The 24439-nt window shown below is 69.8% G+C and carries 24 protein-coding genes; 12 read left to right on the forward strand and 12 right to left on the reverse strand.

The features are described 5' to 3' along the window. Positions 1-48: 48 nt before the first annotated feature. On the forward strand, positions 49-672 hold the full coding sequence (locus tag G361_RS0105310; RefSeq protein WP_019926020.1) for a TetR/AcrR family transcriptional regulator: 624 nt from the start codon (positions 49-51) through the stop codon (positions 670-672). A 7-nt stretch (positions 673-679) separates the two neighbouring features. Here the strand turns inward: G361_RS0105310 and G361_RS0105315 are convergent, their stop codons facing one another. Then, a complete protein-coding gene (locus G361_RS0105315) occupies positions 680-1639 on the reverse strand; it encodes a zinc-binding alcohol dehydrogenase family protein (RefSeq protein ID WP_019926021.1) in 960 nt (319 codons plus the stop codon). After that, positions 1636-1857 carry a hypothetical protein gene (locus tag G361_RS0105320; protein WP_019926022.1) on the reverse strand — a complete coding sequence of 74 codons (222 nt, stop codon included), beginning with the start codon at positions 1855-1857 and terminating at the stop codon, positions 1636-1638. Before G361_RS0105320 ends, G361_RS0105315 begins: the two co-directional genes overlap by 4 nt. A 108-nt stretch (positions 1858-1965) precedes the next feature. Here G361_RS0105320 and G361_RS0105325 point away from each other — a divergent pair, with 108 nt between their 5' ends. The 6 genes from G361_RS0105325 (at position 1966) to G361_RS0105350 (ending at position 10278) form a co-directional block, all read left to right on the forward strand. Next, positions 1966-2604 carry a TetR/AcrR family transcriptional regulator C-terminal domain-containing protein gene (locus G361_RS0105325; protein ID WP_019926023.1) on the forward strand — a complete coding sequence of 213 codons (639 nt, stop codon included), beginning with the start codon at positions 1966-1968 and terminating at the stop codon, positions 2602-2604. Between the two features lie 171 nt (positions 2605-2775). Beyond that, the gene (locus tag G361_RS0105330; RefSeq protein ID WP_052172627.1) at positions 2776-3567 is read left to right on the forward strand and encodes an SDR family oxidoreductase; all 792 of its coding nucleotides are present in this window, start codon (positions 2776-2778) and stop codon (positions 3565-3567) included. Between the two features lie 640 nt (positions 3568-4207). Further along, positions 4208-5632 (forward strand): rifampin monooxygenase, encoded by a 1425-nt coding sequence (gene rox, locus G361_RS0105335; RefSeq protein WP_026342725.1) that lies wholly within the window; start codon positions 4208-4210, stop codon positions 5630-5632. Between the two features lie 352 nt (positions 5633-5984). After that, positions 5985-6860, forward strand: coding sequence for an SUMF1/EgtB/PvdO family nonheme iron enzyme (locus G361_RS0105340; RefSeq protein ID WP_019926026.1), 876 nt, complete (start codon positions 5985-5987; stop codon positions 6858-6860). A gap of 81 nt (positions 6861-6941) precedes the next feature. Further along, positions 6942-9449, forward strand: a complete 2508-nt coding sequence (locus tag G361_RS0105345) for an arylsulfatase (RefSeq protein WP_019926027.1) — start codon at positions 6942-6944, stop codon at positions 9447-9449. A gap of 19 nt (positions 9450-9468) precedes the next feature. After that, positions 9469-10278 (forward strand): AraC family transcriptional regulator, encoded by an 810-nt coding sequence (locus G361_RS0105350; RefSeq protein ID WP_019926028.1) that lies wholly within the window; start codon positions 9469-9471, stop codon positions 10276-10278. A 196-nt stretch (positions 10279-10474) separates the two neighbouring features. Here G361_RS0105350 and G361_RS0105355 read toward each other — a convergent pair whose 3' ends face one another. The 4 genes from G361_RS0105355 to G361_RS42390 form a co-directional block, all read right to left on the reverse strand. Further along, on the reverse strand, positions 10475-11338 hold the full coding sequence (locus G361_RS0105355) for a hypothetical protein (protein WP_019926029.1): 864 nt from the start codon (positions 11336-11338) through the stop codon (positions 10475-10477). Between the two features lie 4 nt (positions 11339-11342). Next, the gene (locus tag G361_RS0105360) at positions 11343-12365 is read right to left on the reverse strand and encodes a dihydrodipicolinate synthase family protein (protein ID WP_019926030.1); all 1023 of its coding nucleotides are present in this window, start codon (positions 12363-12365) and stop codon (positions 11343-11345) included. Between the two features lie 255 nt (positions 12366-12620). After that, on the reverse strand, positions 12621-14402 hold the full coding sequence (locus G361_RS0105365; RefSeq protein ID WP_081635479.1) for an ABC transporter ATP-binding protein: 1782 nt from the start codon (positions 14400-14402) through the stop codon (positions 12621-12623). A gap of 234 nt (positions 14403-14636) precedes the next feature. After that, a complete protein-coding gene (locus tag G361_RS42390; protein WP_019926032.1) occupies positions 14637-15374 on the reverse strand; it encodes a class I SAM-dependent methyltransferase in 738 nt (245 codons plus the stop codon). A 158-nt stretch (positions 15375-15532) separates the two neighbouring features. Here G361_RS42390 and G361_RS42395 point away from each other — a divergent pair, with 158 nt between their 5' ends. Beyond that, a complete protein-coding gene (locus tag G361_RS42395) occupies positions 15533-16786 on the forward strand; it encodes a S1 RNA-binding domain-containing protein (protein ID WP_019926033.1) in 1254 nt (417 codons plus the stop codon). Between the two features lie 34 nt (positions 16787-16820). Here the strand turns inward: G361_RS42395 and G361_RS0105380 are convergent, their stop codons facing one another. From G361_RS0105380 to G361_RS0105390, 3 genes are all read right to left on the reverse strand, one after another. Next, the gene (locus G361_RS0105380) at positions 16821-17000 is read right to left on the reverse strand and encodes a hypothetical protein (RefSeq protein ID WP_019926034.1); all 180 of its coding nucleotides are present in this window, start codon (positions 16998-17000) and stop codon (positions 16821-16823) included. A gap of 12 nt (positions 17001-17012) precedes the next feature. Then, positions 17013-17168: a hypothetical protein gene (locus G361_RS49140; protein WP_019926035.1), complete on the reverse strand. Its 156-nt coding sequence runs from the start codon at positions 17166-17168 to the stop codon at positions 17013-17015. Positions 17169-17247: 79 nt separating this feature from the next. Beyond that, the gene (locus G361_RS0105390) at positions 17248-17967 is read right to left on the reverse strand and encodes an alpha/beta fold hydrolase (RefSeq protein ID WP_019926036.1); all 720 of its coding nucleotides are present in this window, start codon (positions 17965-17967) and stop codon (positions 17248-17250) included. Between the two features lie 84 nt (positions 17968-18051). Between G361_RS0105390 and G361_RS0105395 the strand changes: the two genes are divergently transcribed. Beyond that, positions 18052-18681: a TetR family transcriptional regulator gene (locus G361_RS0105395; RefSeq protein ID WP_019926037.1), complete on the forward strand. Its 630-nt coding sequence runs from the start codon at positions 18052-18054 to the stop codon at positions 18679-18681. 15 nt (positions 18682-18696) lie between these two features. On the opposite strand, the gene efeB is transcribed toward G361_RS0105395, so the two are convergent. The 3 genes from efeB to efeU are packed head-to-tail and all read right to left on the reverse strand — an operon-like array spanning position 18697 to position 22201. Then, positions 18697-20013, reverse strand: a complete 1317-nt coding sequence (gene efeB / locus G361_RS0105400) for an iron uptake transporter deferrochelatase/peroxidase subunit (RefSeq protein ID WP_019926038.1) — start codon at positions 20011-20013, stop codon at positions 18697-18699. Positions 20014-20045: 32 nt separating this feature from the next. Next, on the reverse strand, positions 20046-21275 hold the full coding sequence (efeO, locus tag G361_RS0105405; RefSeq protein ID WP_155981313.1) for an iron uptake system protein EfeO: 1230 nt from the start codon (positions 21273-21275) through the stop codon (positions 20046-20048). 11 nt (positions 21276-21286) lie between these two features. Beyond that, positions 21287-22201: an iron uptake transporter permease EfeU gene (gene efeU, locus G361_RS0105410; RefSeq protein WP_019926040.1), complete on the reverse strand. Its 915-nt coding sequence runs from the start codon at positions 22199-22201 to the stop codon at positions 21287-21289. Between the two features lie 169 nt (positions 22202-22370). Between efeU and G361_RS0105415 the strand changes: the two genes are divergently transcribed. The 3 genes from G361_RS0105415 to G361_RS0105425 all read left to right on the forward strand — a co-directional run bounded on the left by G361_RS0105415 (position 22371) and on the right by G361_RS0105425 (position 24365). After that, complete coding sequence (locus G361_RS0105415) at positions 22371-22820, forward strand: BlaI/MecI/CopY family transcriptional regulator (protein ID WP_019926041.1); 450 nt, start codon at positions 22371-22373, stop codon at positions 22818-22820. Beyond that, positions 22820-23755: a M56 family metallopeptidase gene (locus tag G361_RS0105420; protein ID WP_019926042.1), complete on the forward strand. Its 936-nt coding sequence runs from the start codon at positions 22820-22822 to the stop codon at positions 23753-23755. The genes G361_RS0105415 and G361_RS0105420 overlap by 1 nt, the downstream gene beginning before the upstream one ends. Positions 23756-23891: 136 nt before the next feature. Beyond that, positions 23892-24365 (forward strand): Dps family protein, encoded by a 474-nt coding sequence (locus tag G361_RS0105425; protein ID WP_019926043.1) that lies wholly within the window; start codon positions 23892-23894, stop codon positions 24363-24365. Positions 24366-24439 lie beyond the last annotated feature (74 nt).

Raw genomic sequence — 24439 nt, forward strand, 5'->3', positions numbered from 1 at the left:
CACAAACTATCTAACGCTCGCTAAATTCCGGCTACTGTCCGGTGATTGATGACGCCGCACGAAACTCCCGCGCCGACCGTCGCCGACTGGCGGCGGTACGAGCCGCTGGAATTGACCCCGTTGCTGACCGCGGCGCTGGATGCGTTCTACGAGAACGGTTTCCACGGCACCACGGTCCGCGACATCGCCCGCCGGGTCGGGCTGACCGTGCCCTCGCTGTACTACCACCACGAGAGCAAGGAGGGGGCGTTCGTCACGCTGCTCGAGGTGGGCACCGGTGAGGCCGCCGGGCGGGTGCGCGCCGCCGCGGCGGCCGGTGCCGGCCCCCGGGAACAGTTCGCGAACGTGATCGAGGCGCTGGTCCTGCACATGACGCACCGGACCCGCCTGGCGGCGCTGGACCAGGAACTGCGCCACCTGTCCCCCGACAATCGCAAGCGTTACGCCGCCCGCCGCAAGGAGATCGAGACGGTCCTGCGCGACGTGCTGACCGCCGGCGTCGCCGACGGAACCTTCGCCACCCCCCATCCGGACGAGACGGCCCGGGCCCTGCTCGGCATGTGCCAGTCGATCGCCCGCTGGTATCAGCCCGACGGCCCGCTGGAGCCGCGCGAACTGGCCGGCCGCTACGTCGGCATCGCGCTGGCCGCCGCCCGCGCGGACGGCCTCTGACACCGGCTCACGGCGTCACGATCAACCTCCTGCTGTTCGATGTGGTTCGCCGCCAAGCGGTTTCGATATCGCTGAGCGGGACCACGTCCACCGCGAAGACCAGCCGCCCCGACCGCGTCCAGTCCACGATCCGCTCGTACACCGTGCCCATCGTCGCCGCGTCCAGACCCTTTGCCGCGCCGTAGATCTCGACACCGGAGGTGCGCAGGCTGTCGGCGGTGACGGTGAGCGCGGATCCCGCCGCCTCACCCACCTGCACCAGCCGGGTCGGCCGCGGGAACGCGAACGACCCGGGAACCAGTGTGCGCAACAGGATCTCGGTGGGCCGCCCCCACAGATAGTCCAGCACCACGTCGTAGCCCTCGCCGCGCGCCGCGGTGAACGCCTGCGCCAGTTCGTCGTCGGGGACCGCGGTGTCGATCACGATGTCGGCGCCCAGTTCCCGCAGCGCCGCCAGCTTGCCCGGATCGCGGCCGGTCGCCACGATCCGGCCCGCGCCGAGCAACCGGGCCACCTGGACCGCCAGCCGCCCGGCCACCCCGGTCGCCCCCTGGATCAGCACCGTCTCCCCGGCCGTGAACCCCGCGGCGGTGACGATCGACATACCGGTGAAGGCCGAGGCGATCACCGGCGCGATCGTGGGCTCGATACCGTCGGCAATCGTGGCGTACGCCCCGACGGGCACCACGGTCCGCTCGGCGAGCGCACCGTAGGGCGCGCGCGGATTGCCGAAGCCGACCAGCGTGCCGTCCGGTAACGTGCCCACCCCGTCGAAGGCCGGGATCATCGGCAGCTGCCCGGTGAATGTCGCACTCGCATAATGGGTTCCGGCCGCGATCGCCCGGTCGACATTCTCGACGGCCACCGCCCGCACCGTCACGATCACCTCCCCCTCGCCGGCCACCGGATCCGGGAAGTCCTCGTAGCGGGGCACACCCCCGAGCTCGTGCAGAACGGCTGCCTTCACAGCTCCCGCCCGAAGAATGCCGCGATCCGGGCCTGCCACCCGGCGAGCACACGCGGCGGACGCGCCGGCGAATGGTTCCACCGCCCCTCGGCATGCCGACGCCGCTCGCCCGGCAGCCGCGTCTCGTGCCGGACCGTGCCCTGATGCCCCGGCCCCCGATCGACGTGCGCGGGTACCCCCGGAATGCGATGGGTCGCCCGATGCAGCCGGTCCGTCATCGACTGTCCTTGTGCCATAACCGTTCTCCTGTGCCGTGCGGCGACCGCGGCCGCCGCGTCCCTATCAGTGATAGGGAAAACTCTATCACTGATAGACTGCCGGGGGAGGTGCGGAATTTGGCATTGGATCGACAGCGGATCGTCGCCGAGGCGATCACCCTGCTGGACGCCGACGGACTCGAGGGCGTGACGCTGCGCAAACTCGCGGCCCGCCTCGGCGTGCAACAACCGACCCTGTACTGGCATCTGCCCAACAAGGCGGCCCTGATCACCGCGCTGGCCGACGAGATCCTGGCCCGCGAGTTCGGCGACCCGGCCCCGCCGGAGCCGGACCGGCCCTGGCAGGACTGGCTCACCGGCTTCGCCGAACGCCTGCGCCGGGCCCTGCTCGCCCACCCCGACGGCGCGCGCGTCTTGTCGGCGGCGCAACTGTCGCGCAAGATGGCCGAACTGTCCGAACTGGCGATGAGCACCCTGGTCGCCCGCGGCGTCCCGTTGCACCGCGCCCGCGTCATCGTCCTGACCGTGGAACGGTTCACCGTCGGCCACGTCCTCGAGGAACAGGCCCCCCGCCCCGACGCCGCCGCGCTGCAGGACTTCGACATGGCGACCTTCACCGCGCAGCACCCCACCGTCGTCGCGGCCATCACCGAATACTTCGCCCCCGGCCGCACCGTCGACGACCTGTTCCGCGACTGCCTGGAGGTGGTCGTCGCCGGCGCCGTGACCCGCTCCGGAACCGACTGAAAGCACGGGCGCCTGTGCTGTCGCCGGCTGTGACAGTCCCGGCGACCTGTGGCATGGTGGCGGTCGCGGCAGCGATCGCCGGTCGTTGCCGCGGACCCGCGGCCGCCGCACCCGTCGGTCCGGCACACGCGGCACAGGATCGGCAATACCGAAGGCCGGGAAGAGGTTTCGATGACATCGCGGACAGAGCACACCGGGCGCAGATATGTGGTGACCGGTGCCGCCTCCGGGATCGGCGCGGCGACGGCCGCCCTGCTGCGCGCCCGCGGTTTCGAGGTGATCGGCTGCGATCTCGACGACGCCGACGTGATCGCCGACCTGTCCACCCCCGACGGCCGCCGCACGCTGGTCGAGCGGGTGGCCGAGCGCGGGACCGTCGACGCGGTGCTCGCGATCGCCGGCGGCGGCCGGACCGGCCTGCTGGAAACGAACTACTTCGGCGCGGTGGCGACACTGGAAGGCTTGCGGCCGTTGCTGATCGGCAGCCCCGCCCCACGCGCGGTGGCCATCTCGTCGACCTCCTCGCTGGCCCCGGCCGACGCGAAGATCGTGCAGGCCTGCCTCGACGGTGACGAGAGCACCGCGGTGGCCCTGCTCACCGCCGACCCCGCCCTCACCGAATCCGGCGCCGGATACGGCATCGCGAAACGCGCACTCAACCGCTGGGTGCGCCGCACCGCACCGACCCCCGAATGGGCCGGCGCCGGAATCGCACTCAACGTCGTCGCCTCCGGCGTGGTCGACACCCCGGCCGCCGCCTGGATCCTCACCGACGACGACGTCCGGAAGGCAGTGGAAACCGCTGCGCCACAACCGTTCGGCGGATTTCCGGGCCGCCCGGAATGGATCGCCGAACTCGTCTGCTGGCTGGCCGGCCCCGACAACCACTTCGTCACCGGCCAGATCGTCTTCGCCGACGGCGGTTCGGAAGCCTCGTTGCTGAGCGACACACACTGGCGCTGAGCGCACCGATTCCGTTGCACGCCAGGATATTCGGGACGACAGCCGCCCGGCCAGGACCGCGGGCCCGCGCTCGAATCGCGTTCAGCACCTCGGCGTAGCCTCTGCACGCACCCGAATCATGTTCGGCAAGTACGCATAACCGCAGCACGCCACTCGGACCGGCTCAACGTACAGGCGTGCTCACGGCACGCCGCTCGTTCGGTTCGGTATGCAGGTGTGACCGCGACTCGCGGCTCGAATCGGCTCAGCGTCGGGCTTGTCCGCGCCGAGCGTCCGGTTCAGCATGTGTGACCGCGGTGCGCCGCTCGAACCGGCTCAGCGTCGGGCATGCCGCGCATCCGGTTCAGCATGGGGATATGACCGCAACCCGGCGCTGGAATCACATTCCGCATGCGCCGAATCCACCAGTTCGACAGGAGCGGCCAGGCGCATCCGAGGTACCGGAAGAAAAGGAAGTTTTTCCTTCCCTTTTCAATATATAGCGCACAGGGGGGCTTGCGGCAAGGCCCGGGGGATGCGGCACAATCTCCCGCCGAAGCCGGTACCTGCGGAAATCGTGCTCTCACGCATGTTCGCACGGAGGTGTCGCGATGCTGCGGCACGGCCGGCCGGAAGGAGAAATCGACGAATGGGGCGGTTCATGTTCGATGTGATCATTGCCGGTGGCGGTCCGACCGGTTTGATGCTGGCGGGCGAATTGCGGATGCGCGGCGTGCGCACGCTCGTGGTGGACAAGGAGCCGGAACCGACGAAGGTCGTGCGTTCGCTCGGGCTGCACGTCCGCAGTATCGAGTTGATGGATCAGCGCGGGCTGCTGGAACGCTTCCTGGAGTTCGGCACCCGGCACGAGGCCGGTGGCTTCTTCGCCGCGATGGGCAAGCCGTGGCCGGAACGGATGGACACCGCGCACGGCTACGTCCTGGGCATCCCGCAACCCCGCACCGAACAACTGCTGACCGAACACGCCGTCGCACTCGGCACGGAGATCCGCCGCGGCGCCGAGGTGGTCGCCGTGACTCAGGACGACGAGGGCGTGACCACCGAACTGGCCGACGGCACCCGGCTGCGGTCGCGGTACCTGGTCGGCTGCGACGGCGGCCGCAGCACGGTCCGCAAACTGACCGGCATCGAATTCCCCGGCGAACCGAGCCGCGTCGAAACCCTGATCGGTGAGATGGCGATGACCACACCGCAGGACACCCTCACCGAGGTGATGACCGAGATCCGCAAGACCCAGAAGCGGTTCGGCATCGGCCCGATCGGCGACGGCGTGTACCGGGTCGTGGTGCCCGCCGCCGGACTCGCCGAGGATCGCGGCAGCGCACCCACTCTCGACGAGTTCCGCACCCAGTTGCGGGCCGTCGCGGGCACCGATTTCGGCGCGCACAGCCCGCGCTGGCTGTCCCGATTCGGCGACGCCACCCGGCTGGCCGAACACTACCGGTCCGGCCGGGTGTTCCTGGCCGGGGACGCCGCACACATCCACCCGCCGACCGGCGGCCAGGGCCTCAACCTCGGTATCCAGGACGCGTTCAACCTCGGCTGGAAACTGGCCGCCGAGATCGCGGGCCACGCCCCCGCCGGCCTGCTGGACAGCTACGAGATCGAACGGCACCCGGTGGCCGCCGACGTGCTCGACAACACCCGCGCACAGATGGAACTGCTGTCCACCGAACCCGGCGCGCAGGCCGTCCGCAAGCTGGTCTCCGAACTGATGGACTTCGAGGAGGTGAACCGGTACCTGATCGAGAAGATCACCGCGATCAGCGTCCGCTACGACTTCGGCACCGGCCACCCACTGCTCGGCCGCCGGTTGCGCGACGTGCAACTGAAACAGGGCCGCCTGTTCGAACTGCTGCGCACCGGCCGCGGCCTGCTCCTGGACCGCACCGGCCGCCTGTCGGTGGACGGCTGGGCCGACCGGGTCGATCACGTGGTGGACGCCACCGAGGAAGTGGACTTCCCCGCCGCCCTCCTACGCCCCGACGGCCACCTGGCCTGGATCGGCGACGACCAGCAGGACCTGCGCGACCACCTCCCCCGCTGGTTCGGCCCCGCCACCTGACCCGCCGGCACCCGCCGCCTGATCCGGCCGAGCCCGGCGGCCTGGTCCGGCCGAACCAGGCGGCTCATTCCGTCCGGACCGCGCTGCTCGTTCCAGTCGGACCTGCTCGCTCGTTCAGCCGAACCGGACCGCCCCGGTCCGGCTGAACCCGGCGGCCCGGCGTGCCGTCCCGCCCGAGGTGCATCCGTCGATACCCGACCGAACAGCGGGCCGATACCTACCGCAGACGCGCGCGGCGGAAGCGCCGGGCGGGTCCGGACCCGTAGTAGGTTGGCCCGGCGCGAGGGGAGTTCCGGTCGGCCGGTAGGAGGTGCGGATGGTTGCGCAGGGGTCGGTGGTGGTCCGCAAAGGGATGGTGCGGGTGCCCGGCGGGACGTTCGCCATGGGTTCGCCGGACTACTTCCCCGAGGAACGTCCGGTGCGCGAGACGACCGTGGAACCGTTCTGGATCGACACCCATCCGGTGACGAACGCCGCCTACCACCGGTTCGTCCGCGAGACCGGGTATGTGACGGTCGCCGAACGCGATCCGGATCCGGCCGAGTTCCCCGGCGCCGACCCCGCGGCGCTGGTCCCGGGCGCGCTGGTGTTCCGGCCCACGGCCGGGCCGGTGCCGCTGGACGACTTCCGGCGGTGGTGGGCCTACGTTCCCGGCGCGGACTGGCGGCATCCCGGCGGGCCGGGCACGACGCTGGACGGGCGGACCCGCCACCCGGTCACCCAGCTCGCCTACCCGGACGTGCTCGCCTACGCGCAGTGGGCGGGCAAGGCGCTGCCGACCGAGGCGCAATGGGAGTTCGCCGCTCGCGGTGGCCTGCCCGCGGCGACCTACCCGTGGGGAGACGAGTTCGCGCCGCGCGGGCGGCGGATGGCCAACACCTGGCAGGGCCGGTTCCCGTGGGAATTCCTGCCCGGCCGCGGCCAGGCCGACCGCCCCGGCACCACCGTGGTCGGCGCCTACCCGCCCAACGGTTACGGGCTGTTCGACACGGCCGGCAACGTCTGGGAATGGACCGCCGACCCCTACCGTCCCGGCCACGGCCCGGCGGACTCCTGCTGCGCCCCACGGCCGACAACCGACCCGCAACCACGCCGGGTGATCAAGGGCGGCTCGTATCTGTGTGCCCCCGACTACTGCCTGCGCTACCGGCCCGCGGCCCGGCAGGGCCAGGCCGAGGACACCGCCACCTGCCACCTCGGATTCCGGTGCGTGACACCCGATCAATAGTTGGCTGAATATTAGCCACGGTCGAGTAACGGCTCGCGCTATCCGATCCGGCGGCACCCACCGCCTGCCTAGCCTGCTGCCATGACGCCGTTCGAGGACGAACAGCTCGTGCCGCAGCAATCCCCCGCGCGCCACCATCGGGGCGGGCTGTCCCGGCGGTCGATACTCGGCGGTCTCGCCGCCGCCGGTGCGGGCGCCGCCACCGTCCCGCTGGCCGCCGGCTGCGCCTCCGGCGACCCGGCCGGTCCACCCGGCTACGGCACCGGCATCGACGACGGCTTCGACGGCACGATCGCACTCGACGTCCGCGATTCGGCCCCCGACTGGAAACCCTTCCAGACCCCCACCGCCCCCGAGGGTGCCCCGAACATCCTGGTGGTGCTCTACGACGACACCGGGATGGCGGCCTGGTCCCCCTACGGCGGCCGCATCGAGATGCCGGTCATGCAACGTCTGGCCGACAACGGGCTCACCTACACCCAGTGGCACACCACCGCCCTGTGTTCCCCCACCCGCTCCTGCTTCCTGACCGGCCGCAACCACCACGTGAACCGCTTCGCGTCGATCGCGGAGGGCACCACCGGATTCCCGGGTTCGGCGGGCCGGCTGCCCGCCCAGTGCGCGACCGTCGGACAGGTGTTGCAGGACAACGGCTACAGCACGTTCTGGGTCGGCAAGGACCACAACGTGCCCGTCTCCGACGCCGCCGGCGGCGGCAGCCGATCGCAGTGGCCGTTGCAGATGGGTTTCGACCGGTTCTACGGATTCCTCGGCGGCGAGACCAACCAGTGGTATCCCGCGTTGGCCCAGGACAACATGTTCATCGACCAGCCCTACGGTCCGGACCAGGGCTACCATCTGTCGAAAGATCTGGCGGACAACGCGATTCGGATGCTGCGCGATCAGCGTTCCAGCAATCCGTCCAAACCCTGGTTCCTCTGGTTCTGCCCCGGCGCCAACCACGCCCCGCACCACAGTCCCGCCGAATACGCCGACCGGTACCGCGGCCGGTTCGACGACGGCTACGAGGCCTACCGGGAATGGGTGCTGGCCCGCATGATCGACAAGGGCATCATGCCCGAGGGCACCGCCCTCACCCCGATCAACCCGCTGCCCGCGGATGTGGCGCTGCCCGCCGACATGGTCCGGCCCTGGGATTCGCTCGACGCCGACGAGAAGAAACTGTTCGCGCGGATGGCCGAGGTCTTCGCCGGTTTCTCCGAATACACCGACGCCCAGATCGGCCGCGTCGTCGAATTCCTGGAACACAGTGGGCAACTGGACAATACGATCATCTTCTACTGCGCCGACAACGGCGCCTCCGGGGAGGGCTCCCCGAACGGCTCGGTCAACGAGAACAAATTCTTCAACGGCTATCCCGACGATCTCGCCGAGAACATGCGCTACATCGACCGGCTCGGCAGCCCCGACACCTACAACCACTATCCGACCGGCTGGGCCACCGCGTTCTCCACGCCGTTCCAGATGTTCAAGCGCTACTCCCAGTTCTCCGGCGGCACCTGCGATCCGCTGGTCGTCCACTGGCCCAAGGGAATTCGCGCCAAGGGCCAGATCCGGCACCAATATCACCACGCGGTCGACATCGTCCCGACCATTCTCGACGTCGCCGGTGTCACGATGCCGGAGGTCTATCGCGGCGTGAAACAGTATCCGCTGAACGGGATTTCGATGCGCTACAGCTTCGACGACGGCGACGCGCCCACCACCCGCAAACGCCAGTACTACGCGATGCTCGGCACCCGCGGCATCTGGGCCGACGGCTGGAAGGCCTCCGCCCTGCACGCACCGATCAGCGGTAGAGGGCATTTCGACCGGGACGAATGGGAACTGTTCCACGTCGACGCGGACCGCTCCGAATCCGTGAACGTCGCGGACCGCCATCCGGAGAAACTGCGGGAACTGATCGCGGCGTGGGACGAGGAGGCCCGCGACAATTTCGTACTGCCACTGGACGATCGGGTCCCGGTGGAGATCCTGCTGTCGCCGCGGCCGCAGCCCGAACCGCCGCGCACCCGCTACCTCTACTATCCCGACGCGGCACCGGTGCCCGAGGCGGTGGCGGTGAACATCCGCGGCCGTTCCTACAAGATCCTCGCCAATGTCGATGTGGACCGGGACGCGCGGGGCGTGCTGTTCACCCAGGGCTCCCGGTTCGGCGGGCACGTCCTGTTCATCACCGGCGGCGTGCTGCACTACGTCTACAACTTCCTCGGCATCGCGCCGGAACAGGATTTCGCCTCCCCGCAACTGACTCCCGGCAAGCATTCCCTCGGCATGGAATTCGTCCGCGACCAGGCCGGGCCGCACGGCGAATCCCTCGGTACCACCACCCTGTACGTGGACGACCGGCCGGTCGCCACCGGACCGATGCGCGCCCAGATCGGCCCGTTCGGCCTCGCCGGCGACGGGTTGTGCGTCGGCTACGCCGGCGGTGACCCGATCTCGCCGCAACTGCCGCAACCGGGACCGTTCACCGGCGGCACCGTGCAGGTGGTGATGGTCGACATCAGCCCGGAATCGTTCCTCGACCTGCAGCGCGAAGCCGCGGTCGCCCTCGCCCGGGACTGAAACCGGTACCATCAGCGGCGTGCCCGCCGGACAATCTCCGAGCTTCGACTACGCGGACTACCCCAGCATCGTCATCCCGCTGGAGGCCACCAGCGGCGTGACGGTGCACAGTCATCCCCAGCATCAGCTGACCTGGGCGCCGGACGGCGTGCTGACCATGGAGGTCGGTTCGTCGCGCTGGCTGGTGCAGCGGATGCGCGCACTGTGGATTCCCGGCGGCGTCCCGCACACCGTGCTCCCGACCGCCGCCTGCGACATGGTGTCGCTGTATGTGGAGCCCGACCGCTGCCCGATGCGCTGGGAGGGCCCGACGGTCGTCGACGCCACCGGCCTGGTCGGCCCGCTGGTGACCTATCTGGCCGCCCTCGGCGACGCGGACGAGGAGCGCCGCCGCCGCGGCCAGGCCGTGCTGTGGGATCTGCTCACCCCGATGGCGGTCACCACGATCCCGACCGCGCTGCCCACCGACCCGCAGGCCCGCCAGGTCGCGCTCGCGATCCGCCGCGATCCGTCCGACACCCGGGGTATCGGGGACTGGGGCCGCACGGTCGGCGCCTCCACCCGCACCCTGTCGCGCCGGTTCCGCACCGAGACCGGGGTGAGCTTCGAGAGCTGGCGAACCTTCGAACGACTCAACGCCGCCCTCCCGCTACTGGGCACCGGCATGCCGATCTCCCGGGTCGCCCACCGCGTCGGCTACCGCACCGCCAGCGCCTTCATCACCGCGTTCCGGCGCGAGATCGGCACCACCCCCGCCGCATATTTCGGCGCGGGAGGTACCACGGGAACCCGGGCGGAACCGATCGGCTCACCGGAACCCACCGGTTGACGAACCCGGCGGTCGGCTCGCCCGAGGTCAACCGGCTGACGAACTCGCCGGTCGGCTCACCCGCGTCGTCCGGCTGACGAACCTGCCGATCTGCTCGCCCAAGTCGACCGGCTGACGAACTCGCCGGTGGGCTCGTCCGAGTCGACCCGCTGACGAGCCCACCGGTGGACTCGGCGCGCGCCGAACCCCGCCGGTATCAGCCCGCCTGATCCACGATCTGAAGCAGGGCCGAGGCGGCGGTGATCCGCTTACCGCCGTTGCCCTCGTCGTGCAGGGTCAGCCGGACCGCGACGGTACCGCCGGGGCCCGCGTAGGCGTCGCCGTCGGCGCGGAACGGCCCGGTCTTGCCGCGAGCCAGGAACATCACATGCCACGACCGCATCTGCAGCAGGTCCGTACCGGCGCGGGCGGCACCCAGGTCGATCGCCGCGGTCTCCAGCAGGACGTGCTGCGGCCCGATGTGCAGCGCGCCGTCCGGGGAGGCCACATCCGTGGACAGCGGCGGCAGCACCCAGTGTCCGTCCGCGCGGCGGGAAGCGCCGAACGCCTGCCACAGCGGCGGCAGATCCGGGGAGTCGACGATCTCGAGCGGGTCCTCGTCCATCTTCCCCAGACCGCCCGGCGGGGTGCCGATCCGTACGCCCTGCCCCTCGGTGAGGGCGATCACCCGGCTCGGATCGTCGGCGTCGACGATGCGGGATCGGCTGTAGCCCATGCGTGTTCCCGGATGCAGGATCTCCGCGTCGACCACCTCGATCCGGCGCACCTCGGTGGCCGGGTCGAGGATCTGGCACGAGTGCACCACCGGATTGGGCACGGTCTCCAGATCGGAGCCGACATTGCCCTCCGGTGCGCTGATCGACAGCGGCGCCACCAGCAATCCGCCTGCGGCATTGCGCATGTCGCGGCGCAGGGTGACCGTGTTGTCCTCCGGCCCGGTGTTCATCGAGCCGTGGTTGCGGCCGATGTAGCGGTAGCTGAGCAGACCGGTCCAGCGGGTGCGCAGCTCGGTCGCGTACGCCTCGGGATCGCCTGCCAGTTCTCGGATGTCGCGCACCATCGGGTTACACCGCCACGGATTTCCGTGCCATACCGGCATTCTCGAAGGCGCGCCGGATCTGCCGCTTACCCTCCTCGGGCAGCAGGCCCTGCGGTGCGCGGCTGTGCGGATAGTCGCCCAGCGGCAGCCCGAGCACCCCGGCGGCGTAGCGGAACGCCTCCCCCCAATGCGTGAAATAGCCGGGGCGGCCGGGATATCCGGTGTACCAGGGGCCGAGTTCGGCCGACAGCCGGTCGTATCCGGAGTCCTCGGCGAACCGGGTCGCCTCGTCCAGGGCGCCGGCCCAGACCAGTTCCCAATATTCGCTGCACAGCCGCTTCTCCGGCGTCTCCTGGAGATATCCGGCGGTGCCCAGTTGCGCCGGGCCGAGGATGCCCTGCTGCAGCCAGCCCGCGCGGTAGGCGATCAGATCGCATTCCCAGATCACCAGGCCCGGGGCCAGATCGTGGATCGCCCGGCTGGCCGCGTAGTGCATGGTGCCCTGTTTGATCGCGCACACCGCCGGCACCTCCCGGTAGATGTCGGCGATCTCCGGTGGGGTCAGCACATAGCCCGACGACGGCGAATTGAACATGCCCAGTGCGATATCCGTGCGATCGGCCACGTAGCGGAAGAACCGCAGGGTGCCCTCGCCGCCGTGCACCTCCATCGGCGGGGTCTGCAGATAACAGATGTCCGCGCCGGATTCCTGGGCGTGCCGGGTGAGTTCGACCGCCTCCTTCGGCGACATCGCGCTGGTGCACACCTGGATCACCGTGTCCGGCGCGACCTTTCGCGCCTCGTCGACGGCGACCTCGACCAGCTGTCTACGCTCGCCGGCGGTCAGCGCCCACCATTCGGCCAGGCCGCTGGTGAGCCACAACATGGCGTGGCCGAGATCGCCGACGCAGTACCGGACCAGCGCCCGATAGGCGTCGAAGTCGATATCGTCGCCGTCGGTGCCGCTGAACGGCGTGTACAGCGAATCGCCGATGCCGTGCAGTCCGCCACCGGCGGCCCACTCACGCGCTTCCCGTGCAGATGGCATAACGGAATCCTCCGGTGTCGGAACAGGTACGGGGAGAACCGGATACGGCCGCGGTCCGACGCGGCGCGATGCGGTCGCCGACGGCGCTCATCCGGAGTAACGGGACGATACGGTTTCGTTTACTTTCGACCCCGGCGCGCCTAAAGTCAAGACCGCACAGCGGTCCGGAGCGCCTCCGGCGACCGTCGAAAACACTTGTGCCACAACCTGTTCGAGATATCCGGGAAGGCCGGGGCCACGCTGCCCCGGCGCGGATCAGCGCGCGGTCACCTGTTCGCCGAGGAAGCCGCCGGACTGCCGCCGCCACAGTTGCGCGTAGTTCCCGTCGCCGCGCAGCAACTGCTCGTGGGTGCCCTGTTCGACGATGCGGCCCTGATCCAGCACCACCAGCCGGTCCATCCCCGCCACCGTGCTGAGCCGGTGCGCGACCACCAGCGCCGTGCGCCCGGACATCACCCGCCACAGCGCCTGCTGCACCAGCACCTCGCTCTCGGAGTCCAGCGCACTGGTCGCCTCGTCGAGCAGCAGGATCGGCGCGTCCCGCAGGATGGCGCGGGCCAGCGCGACCCGTTGGCGTTGCCCGCCGGACAATTTCACCCCGCGCTCGCCGATCGGCGTGTCCATGCCCTGCGGCAGCGCGTCGGCGAATTCGAGGACGTGGGCCGCCTCGGCCGCGGACCGCACCTCGGCATCCGTGGCGCCGGGCCGCGCGAACCGGATGTTCTCGGCGAGGGTGCGGTGGAACATCGACGGATCCTGCGGCACATAGGCGATCAGGCCGCGCAGATCGGCCTGGCGCAGCCGCGCGATGTCCTGCCCGCCGACGGTGATGCGGCCCCCGCCGATATCCGCGGTCCGCAACAGCAATTGGGTCAGCGTGGTCTTGCCGCCGCCGGAGCGGCCGACCAGGCCCACCTTGGTGCCGTCGGCCACCTGCAACTCCAGCCCCCGGAACAGGGCCGGCGTGCCGGGATGGGCGAAGTCCACCTGCTCGAATCGGATCTCGGAACCGTTGGACCGCAACGGCTCCGGATCGGCCGGGTCCACCACGGCCGGCGGGGTGAGCAGCAGTTCGGTGAACTGCGCGGCCTCGGTCAGCGCGCTCTCCAGCCGCCGGTAGATCATGTTGAACCGGAACATGATCGAGGTGGCGTTCCAGTAGTAGGTGAAGGCCACCAGCACCATCTCCACCCCCGCGTGCCGGCCGTGCGAGGCGAGCGCGACCGTGAGCCCCGCGACGTTGGTGACCGCTACCAGCGGCGTCACCAGTGTGTCGATGCGCAGATTCGCGTAGTCCCAGGAGCGCAGCGCCTTTCGCCGTTGATCGGCCACCCGGCGGCGATGTTCGCCCGCCTCCTGCTCCTCGGCGGCGAACGCGCGGACCACCGCCATATTGGTTACGCAGTCGGCCACGTGCCCGGAGACCGCGGCCACCGCGGCCTCGCGCTCGTCGACCAGGCGCTGACGGCGGCGGATCAACGGCGCGATCAGCAGGCCCGTGAACACGATCAGCCCCAGCAGCACGGCCACCAGTACCGGGTCGTACCGCCACAGCATCACCGCCGCGAACGCCAGCGGCAGCACCGAGGCGACGAGATCGAAGGACAACGTGTCGACGAACTCCTCGAACCGGGAGGCGAAACTCAGCGACCGTTTCGTCAGCGATCCGGCGAAGTTGGTGTGGAAGAACGCCGCGTCCTTGGCCAGCAGCGCGTCCATCGCGATGATGTACAGACTTTCGATGCCGTAACAGTCCACCCGGTTCATACAGTGGAAGCCGATGCGCCAGAACACTTCCGCCAGCAACAGCAGCGCACCGAAGGTGATCAGGTACGGCGCCAGCTCACCGGGCCCCGCGGGCCCGCCGGTGGCCAGCCGCTGCACCACCGCCGCCACCACCAGCGGCGCCGCGTACAGCTGACAGGCGTTGCCCAGCGCCGGCGCCAGCAACGCCGGCACCGTGAGCCGTTTTCGGCGCGCCAGTTCCCTTCCGTAATAACGTAATACGAGCAGCAATGCAGAACCCCGCGATGGCATGGAACCCCTCTCGAAGCGCACGTGTTCGAGCAAGACGAGACAGCCATGGTGCCGGACCGGCACCGCCCGCGCCACCGAATTATCGTTCGGTACAGGGGGTTTCGTCCCGTCCGGCCGGTTCGTGCCGGATCCGCGCGCGTCCCCGGCCGGGCCGGGATGCGCGCGCGTCGGGGTCTCGCGTCAGGGTTGTGCTCCGGTCGCCGTGACCAGCCGGGTGGGCAGGAAGGGGCTGCCTCACCACATGCGCGGGCCCAGGCCGCGCCGCCGGGCGTCGGTGAGCCCGAGTTCGCGCAGCCGGTCGCGGTATTCGCCGGTGTGCATCAGATCGCCGATCAGCACCCGGCCGCCCGGACGCAGGACCCGCACCGCCTTGTCGAGCGCGGCCCGCCGGGCGCCGGCGTCGGAGATGTTGTGCAGCACCAGATTACTGACCACCACGTCGAAGCTCGCGTCCGCGAACGGCAGTCGCGTGATGTCACCGGTCTCCAGCTCGACCCGGTCCGCCACGCCCTCGAGTTCGGCGTTGCGCCGGGTGGCCTCGGGCCCGTTCCCGGTCTGATCGGCGCGCCACACGTCGATACCGACCGCCCGGCCGCGCGGCAGCAGCGCCGCCACCATCAGCAGCAGGGCGCCGCGGCCGCAGCCCAGATCGAGCACCCGCTCGTCGCCGCGCAGCCCGAGCCCGGCGAGGACACCGGCCCACACCCGGAACTTCCCGATCAGCGTCGTGTACAGATACGAGCCCACGAACAGCGCCCAGGCCACGGCCAGCACCGCCGCGACCACCGCGCCGGCGTACGACCCGGCCACCGCGGCCCCGACGGCCACCGCGACCAGCACGAACAGGATCGCCGCGACGATGACGGCCTGACCACGGGCCGACACGACCGCGAAGTCGCCGTCGACGCCGTAATCACCGCGGCGGTGGCGTAGATTGCGCAGGGTGTCGCTCGTCGGCGCGGTGTCATCCATGCATGCCTCCTGCTCTCGTCCACCATCGTTGCAGACATACCGGTAGCGTCGCCCGGTGTGCCACCGGGTGTCTTGGAGAAATGTTCCGCCGTGGCCGGATCGCGAATGTCGTTGGTGAATAACGCGGATCGGCCGGTAGACTGCGGGCGAGGGGAACTATGACCTATCGCGATCAGAACGACCACATCGGCCACGACGGCCGGATCGAGCGGCCGCGCGCCGCCGAACCCGGCGATGTCGTCCCCGATGTCGAGCCGCCCACCGGGCGCGAGACGGATCCGCCTGCGGGCGGACCCGCGGATGCCGTTGCCGAGCCACCGGAGCAGGAGGCCGAGGGCGAGCAGGCGGACCCGGAGGCCAAGCCCGAGCCGGAGGCCAAGGGCGACAAGGAATCTCGTTCCGGGTCGGGTCGCAAACGGGTGCGCAACGAGCGGGTGTGGGGCGAGCTCGAGCAGCTGCACGAGAAGGGCGAGGCCGTCCGCGGCACCGTGACCGAGGTGGTCAAGGGCGGCCTGATCGTCGATGTCGGCCTGCGCGGCTTCCTGCCGGCCTCCCTGGTCGAGATGCGGCGGGTGCGCGATCTGCAGCCCTATGTGGGCCGGGAGATCGAGGCCAAGGTCATCGAGCTGGACAAGGCCCGCAACAACGTGGTGCTGTCCCGGCGGGCCTGGCTGGAGCAGAACCGCACCTCGGTGCGGGGCGAATTCCTGCAGCAGTTGCAGAAGGGCCAGGTCCGCAAGGGTGTGGTGTCCTCGATCGTGAATTTCGGCGCATTCGTCGATCTCGGCGGGCTGGACGGCCTGGTGAACGTCGCGGAACTGTCCTGGACCCACATCGAGCATCCGTCCGAGGTCGTCCAGGTGGGTATGGAGGTCACCGTCGAGGTGCTCGACGTCGACCTGGTCCGCGAGCGGGTCTCGTTGTCGCTGAAGGCCACTCAGGAAGATCCGTGGCGGCGGTTCGCCCGCACGCACGCCATCGGGCAGATCGTGCCGGGCAAGGTCACCAAGCTGGTGCCGTTCGGCGCCTTCGTCCGCGTCGACGACGGATTCGAGGGTCTGGTCCACATCTCCGAACTGGCCGGGCACCGCATCGAGGTGCCGGATCAGGTGGTCGCGGTGGGCGACGACGCGGTGGTGAAGGTCATCGATATCGACCTGGACCGGCGGCGGATCTCGTTGTCGGTGCGGCAGGCCAACGAGGACTACTACGCCGAATTCGACCCGTCGCGCTACGGCATGGCCGACAGCTACGACGACGACGGCAACTACATCTTCCCCGAGGGCTTCGATCCGGACACCAACGAGTGGCTGGAAGGGTACGACGAGCAGCGCGACGAATGGGAGTCGCGCTACGCGGAGGCGGAGCGGCGCTACCAGCTGCACACCGCTCAGGTCGAGAATCTGTCCTGACCACCGTCCGCCGGGGCCGACCCGCCCCGGCGGGTCACACGGATGCGCCGGAGGCGGCGTTCATGTCCTCCGGCCGGCGCATCGGTGTGACCTGCGCAGGCAGTCCACGGAACTGCCGGCGGATCCGGCGCCGATAGCGGACGGCCAGCACCGCCCAGGCCGCGACGGCGGCAGCGGCGGGAACAGCGACGAGGGAAATCAGAAGTGTGAGCATGCTCGATCTGGGTCAGGCGGCGTCGGCGCCGGCGGCCTTTCCGGACATCACCTCGGCCCACCAGTCCTGCAGCGGGCTCGGGTCGGGCCAGTTCACCACCACGTCGTCCTCCGACGGAGTGGTCACGATCGCGGAAAGCGATGCGGTGGTGCGTGTTTCGTTGTTCACGGGTTGTCCTCTCGCTGTGGTGCCGATCGTTACGGTCGCGAGATTCCCGAATTCCGGCCGATCAAACAATGTTCCGCGTTCAGGCGGCGGCGATCTCGAGCAGTGCGGCGGTCACCGCATCGGGTTCGCTGATCATGAGATCGTGGCCGGTGTCGATATCCCACAGTCGCCCTTCGGCTCTGGCGGTATCGATCAGTTCCGGGTCGCGGGTGGCGAGGGTGGTGGTGCAGACGATGTGGTACTGCGGGATCTGCCACAGCGCGTCCTCGTTGCGCAGGTCGAGTTTGTCCTCGAAGCAGCGCCAGGGATGTCCGGTCAGCCGCGCCGCCATCCACGCGCTGTCCGCGGGATCGGTGATTCCGTAGAGCAGCGGCGCCTCGGGGCCGGGCAGCAGGACCAGCTCCACACCGTCGGCGACCGTGCCGAACGGCCGGGCCGCCTCGATGATCGGGCCCGCGACGTCGACCAGCGACTGTCCGTTCACGGGATTGGCCGCGTCGAGGTACACCAACCGGCCGACCCGGTCGCTGACCTTGTCGGCGGCGCCGGTGATCACCATGCCGCCGTAGCTGTGGCCGACGAGGATCACCTCCTCGAGATCCTCGTAGTGCAGCAGCGAGGCGACATCCTGCAGATGGGTCTCGAGCCCGATGCCGGCGAGGTTCAGATGGGAGCGTTCGGCCAGTCCCGACAGGGTGGGGGTGTGGACCTCGTGCCCGGCGCGGCGGAGCCGCCGCGCCACCTTCTGATAACACCAGCCGCCGTGCCCGCCGCCGTGTACCAGTACGAACGTTGCCATGTCACTCCTGAAACGTGATTCTCGAGAATGAGAGTCGGATAGCGAGTAATCCGATTACTCAAGTAATGAGATTACTCTGGAGAGATGGCGGGCGAGCAGGAATCGGAGACATCACAACGGATCCTGGCCGTGGTGCTCGAGGCACTCGAACGCGGCGGCTATCAGGGGGTCAATCTCCAGGAGGTGGCGCGTACCGCGCGGGTGTCGCTGGCGACGATGTACAAACTGTTCGGCACCCGCGACGAACTCATCGTCGCGGCGCTGGAACAGTGGATGGCCGGCGCCAGCTACGCCGACCTCACCGCCCCGGAACCCGGCGAATCCCTGTACGACGGGCTGATGCGCCTGTTCCGCCGGGTGTTCGAACCCTGGGAGCACAGTCCCCGGATGCTCGAGGCCTTCCATCGCGCCCGCACCGGCCCCAGCGGGAACCGGCTCGACGCACAGGGTCTGGTGGCGGTGCTCCCGGCGGCCGCCGCGGTGCTCGACGGCGCCGACCCGCGATATCTGGAGGACATCGGCTATGTCCTCACCAATCTCAGCTACGGCCTGATCGGCCGCTACGTCGACGGCACCATCGACATCACCGACATCCTCCCCACCCTCGACCGGGCCGTGTACCGGCTCACCGCCGACAACGCCGACCTGGCGACCGCCGCGGTGGTGCGGCGAGCGGAGACGGAACCCGGCGCGAGCACGCGGACGCGGCCGTAGCGCCGGATTCCCGATTCAGGCCTCGAACAGGCGCTGTGCCCAGTACTCGTCCGTGCCGAGGCCCGGGGGGCAGGCGTACAGCGCCGAGCCGGTGTGGGTGATGTACTCCATCATCGCGTCCTTGGCGGCCAGCGCGCGCTGCATGGGCACGAACTGATTTCCGGCGTTGCGGCAGTAGGCCAGGAAGAACAGGCCGGCGTCCAGATGACCGAAACCGTCGGAGCCGTCGGTGAAGTTGTAGCCACGGCGCAGGATCTGCACGCCGCCGAGGTTGTCCGGATGCGCGAGCCGCACGTGCGCGGTCTTCGGGATCACCGGCGAGCCACTCGAGGTCATCACGAAATCGGGCTTGTCGAATTCCTTGTCCTTGCCCAGCGGCGCGCCGTCGCCCTTGCCGCGGCCGATCACCGCCTCCTGCTCCGACAGCGCGGCCCGGTCCCACGGCTCGATATTCATCCGGATCCGCCGCGCGACGAGATAGCTTCCGCCGGTGAGCCATTGGGCATCCGCGGGATTGTCCTCCGGCGCCACCCAGACCCAGTGGTCGAGCAGATCGGTCTGCTCCGCGGTCAGATTCGCGGTGCCGTCCTTGAACCCGAACATATTTCGCGGGGTCTGCTGACTGCGCGAGGTGCTCGAGGTGCGGCCGAACCCCAGCTGCGACCAGCGGACGCTGACCACGCCGAAGCCCATCCGGGCCAGGTTGCGGATGGCGTGCACCGCCACCTGCGGGTCGTCGGCGCAGGCCTGGATGCACAGATCGCCGTCGCTGCGCGTGGTGTCGAGCGCGTCCTTGGCGAACACCGGCAGTTCCGTGAGCGCCGCCGGCCGGTGCTTGGCCAGCCCGAAGCGATCCTTGCGGTCGGGCGCGCCGGGGGGCGGGCCGAACAGGCTCGGCCCGAACCCGATCGTCAGCGTCAGCGAGGCCGGTGAAAGACCAAGGGCCTCACCGGTATCCGGCGGCGGCAGGTAGCGGCCGTGGCCGACCGCGCCGCCGTCGACGGTCTCCTGGCCGTGGGTCATCCGCTCCGCCGCGGCCGTCCAGCTCTTGAGCAGATTGACCAATTCGGTCCGGGAATCGGTGATCACGTCGAACGACGCGAAATGCAGCCGATCCTGGACCGGGGTGATGATGCCGGCCTGCCGCGTACCGCGGAAGGGGACGATCCGGTCGGCGGTCGTGGCGCCGGCCGAGCCGGTGTCGGCGATCGTGACACCGGCGGCGACCCCCGCCACGACCCCCGCACTCGCGGCCGCGCCGCCGAACAGGGCGCGGCGGGACAGTCGGCCCCGCGGCGTGGACGCCGGGGCGGTGGCGAGTTCGTCGGTCATGGCGGGTTCCGTTCTCGTCGCTGCGAATATCTCTACTTGCCCAGTACCAGGTCCGGGACCTGGCTCAGGCCGGCCGACAGCGCGTCGATCTTGTCCGACAGATCCTTGCGCTGGGCCGCGGTGACCGTGTTGTAGCCGACATAGCCGTCGCCCTGGCGATACTGGTTGATCGCGTCGCGCACGGCCTTGAACTGGGTGGTGATCTTGTCGGTCAGGCCCTGGTTCTTGGCCGCGATCATCGGCTGGAGTTCACCGATCAGGGCCTCGGAGCCGTCGATGTTGGCGGCGAAGTCCCACAGGTCGGTGCGCGAGTAGCGGTCCTCCTCGCCGCCGACCTTCGTCCGGGCGATCTCGTCGACCAACCCCTGCGGGCCCTTCACGAAGGACTGGTCCTCGAAGGCGAAATCGGGCTTCTTCACCTCGTCGCGCAGCGCGGTGACGTTCTTCAGCAGGGTGTCCGCCTCGGCCGCGATCGCGTCCTTGGTATCGGTCTTGATGTTGTCGAGGTCGGATTTGGTGATGTCGTCACCCTTCTCGCCGACCTGGCTCGGCTGCGGCGGCCACAGGAACCGCTCGATCCGGTGGAATCCGGTGAACGGCTGCTTCCCGTCCTCGGTGTCGTCCCAGCGCATATCGATCGCGGGATCCAGATCGGCGAACGACTCGGCCACCGGCTCGACCCGCTCGTAGAAGGTGCGGGTCCGCGCGAACTGGGCACGCGCACCGTTCAGGTCACCGGATTTCACCGCCGCGGTGAAGGCGGTGGTCTGCGCGACCAGGCCGTCGAGCTGCCCGCGCACGTAGTCGAGGTAGCGGCCCTTGGCCTGGACCACGTCCTCGGGCACCTCGGACTTCGCCTTCTTCGCGCCGGTGATGGTCAGCGCCTGGTGAATGCCGTTGCCCACCATGCCCGGTTTGCAGGCGGTGTCGTACTGACCCGGATCGGAGACGTCGACCGCCAGCTTGCCGGTCACCCCCGGGCCGATGTTCTCCACCTCGCCGAGCACCCGGTTGTTCGCGCCGAACAGGTAGAACTCGGTGACCTTCGACCCGTTGTTGGTGACGTTGAACACCACCTGACCGGTCGAGGCCGTCGTCGCGCCGAGGCTGCACTCGGAATCGGTGGACGTCACCGCGACGGCGCCGGCACCGGAATCGGATTTGGCCGTGCATGCCACCAGGGCCAGCGGCGTGGTCACCAGCACCCCGGCGACGATGCTCAGCCGGCGCGACAACTTCGGTATCACTGTGTTTCCTCTCATCCACCGGCTCTTCACGAGACCGGAGTTCCGTCCGGCGACCCGGCCGGAACCGTTTGCGCGGGGGCCGCGGCGGGCCCGCCGGTGGTCCGGCGCGGGCGCAGGAACAGCGCCAGCACCACGACCAGATACACCGCCCAGCCGCACAGCTGCAGCACCGTGGGATCCGGGCGCAGATTGAACAGACCGGCCAATGTCGTTCCATACCAAGAAGACTGGTCGTAATGGGCACTGGCGTCGAAGGCGAGCGTGCCACTGCCGGGCAGCCAGCCGACCATCTGCAACGCTCGCAGGCCGTAACCGAGAATGCCCGCGGCGACCAGCACCAGCAACGCGCCGGTGAAGGTGAAGAACTTCCGCAGGTCGATGCGGATCGCGCCGAAGTACAGCGCGATGGTCACCACCACGGCGACCACGATGCCCAGCAGCAGGCCCACCAGCGGCCAGTTGCTGCCGGAGGTGTTCTCGGCGTAACCGACCATCAGCAACGCGGTTTCGACCCCCTCACGGCCGACCGCGAGAAATGACAGCGACACCACCGCGAACCCACCCATCTCGACCGCGTCGGCCAGGCCGCGCCGCAGGTCGGAGGAGATGTGCGCCGCCGCGCCCCGCATCCACAACACCATGCCGGTGACCACGCAGACCGCGACCAGCGAGGCGACCCCGGCGACCGCCTCCGCGACCATGCCGCTGATCGTCGAGGTGCCGTAATGGATTCCGGCGAAGATCGCGACGACCATCACCACCGCCGCGGCAACGCCGAGCCACAACCACTTGAGATTCTCGCGGCGACCGGATTTCACCAGGAAGGCCGCCAGAATCATCACCACGATCCCGGTCTCCAGGCCCTCGCGCAGTCCGATCAGCCCGCTGCCGAACAGCTGCGTCGTCACCGTGGGCGTCGACAGAGCGAGATACACGCCCACACCACCTCGATCCACTCCTCGTCGCGAACCGGTCGGCCGCGACACTCGTTACCGGACGCCTACTAAGGGTAGGCAATCCTTGTGGTGTGAGAGTACCTGGGCGGCGGACCGAAAACTACACGCTGCGTAGAATTTCTACAGCAAACGTCGACGGTGCTTGAATGAGGCTGTGCGACAGGGAAACGACGACGGGTCACGCGGGGCCGACGGGTCCGGTCGCGGCCGCCGCCGCAGCGGCGAGTTGTCGGGCCTGATCCTCGGCGTGCTGCGCGCGGCCGGCGGCGAGCTGACTCCCGGCGAGGTGTGCGAACGCCTCGGCGCGGCCGGCGCCCCGGAACTCGCCTACACCACGGTCGTCACGATCCTGTCCCGCCTGCGCTCCCAGGGTTTGCTGGAGCGGCGGCGGGTCGGCCGCGCCTATGCCTATCGGGCCGTGGCCGATCCGGCCCGGCTGGCCGCGGGCCGGATGCGCCGGGTGCTCGACGCCGAGCACGACCGGGACGCGGTGCTGGCCAGCTTCGTCCGCGAGTTGTCCGCCGACGACGAGCGACTGTTGCGCGAACTGCTCGACACCGATCTCACCGGCGACGGTGACGTCCCGGGCGAACGGCCGCGCTGATGCATGTCGCCGTCTATCTGCCCCTGATCGTGCCGATCCTGGCCGCCGGATCGGCGCGCCGGCTGGCGATGTGGCTGCCCCCGCGCCTGGCGAGCTGGCTGTTGACCTGTGCCGCAACGGTTCTGGCGGCCACCAGCGCGCTGGCGCTGGCCGCGCTGACCGCCGTGCCGATCGGCCGGATGCCCGCCGTGGCGCGCTGGGGCCGATGGTCCACCCACCTGCCCGACCACGACGGCCCGATCTCGCTGCTGGTGGGACTCGCGGCGGCCGGAGCCTTGTGCGCCGGGGTGTGCGCGGCCGGGTGGACGCTGGTCCGGCGGACCCGGGCCGTGCGGGCCGCCGCCCGGTTCGCCCGGACCATGCCCGGCACGGAACTCGTTGTGGTGCTGGACGATCCGAATCCCGAGGCCTACGCGATCCCCGGTTCGCCCGGCCGCATCGTGGTCACCACGGGGATGCTGGCCGCCCTGGACGAGAGCGAGCGGCGGGCACTGCTGGCCCACGAGCGCGCCCATCTGACCGGCCGTCACCATCTGTTCGTCGCGGCCGCCGATCTGGCGGCGGCGGCCAATCCGCTGTTGCGCCCGCTGGCCGCCGGGGTCCGGTACACGACCGAGCGCTGGGCCGACGAATCGGCCGCCACCGGTATCGGCGACCGCCGGGTGGTCGCCCGCGCCATCGGCAAGGCGGCCCTGCGGACCCGCCACGCGCCCGGCGGCCCGGCCCTCGCGCTGGCCGTGACCGGCCGCGATCCGCTCCGCGGCGGCCCCGTCCCGCGCCGGGTCGCGGCCCTGCTCGCCCCCGGTCCCGAAGTCCGCCGCACCCGCGGACTCGCCGCCGCGGCCGTGGGTGTCGTCGGATTCGCGGCCGCGAGCTGTCTGCACGCGATCTACGACCTGAACATTCTGCTCGAACACGCCCGGCTTTCGCACTGAGCCGAAAACCGCTCACACCCAGCCGAATCCGGGCCCGCGCACCCGGGTGCACCCGCCGGATCCCGTCGCCGGGCGATAGATCCGCGCTCGGGCGGGTAGGTCCCGTAGAGGCAACGTTCTACGAAGGAGGCGGACAATGGCTCATCCCATCACCACCGAACTCGATCAGGAGCAGCAGCGACTGGCCGGTGACGCGTTGCGCGACACCGTGGTCGACCTGACCGATCTCGCCCTGATCGGAAAACAGGCCCACTGGAACGTGATCGGGCCGCGATTCCGGTCCCTGCATCTCGCCCTCGACGAATTGGTCGACGCGGCAAGGGAGTTCACCGATTCCGCGGCGGAGCGCGCCACCGCGATCGGGGTCAGCCCCGACGGGCGGGTGCGCACGGTCGCCGATCGCTCCGGCATCGACGCGTTCCCGGCCGGATGGCAGCGCGACGACGACGTCAGCGTCACGATCGCCACGGATCTGGCCATCGTGATCCGGCGGCTGCGACGTCGTATCGAGGTCACGGACAAGGCCGATCCGGTCACCCAGGACCTGTTGATCGAGATCACGGCCCGGCTGGAGCAGTTGCACTGGATGTGGCAGGCGCAAACGTCCTGAGACCGGCACGCGCCGCGCCGGAATTGCGCGCCGTGGAACAACTTTCGCACGGCATGCTCGGCCTGGCCTATGGT

This window comes from Nocardia sp. BMG111209 (assembly GCF_000381925.1).
Classification (GTDB): Bacteria; Actinomycetota; Actinomycetes; order Mycobacteriales; family Mycobacteriaceae; genus Nocardia.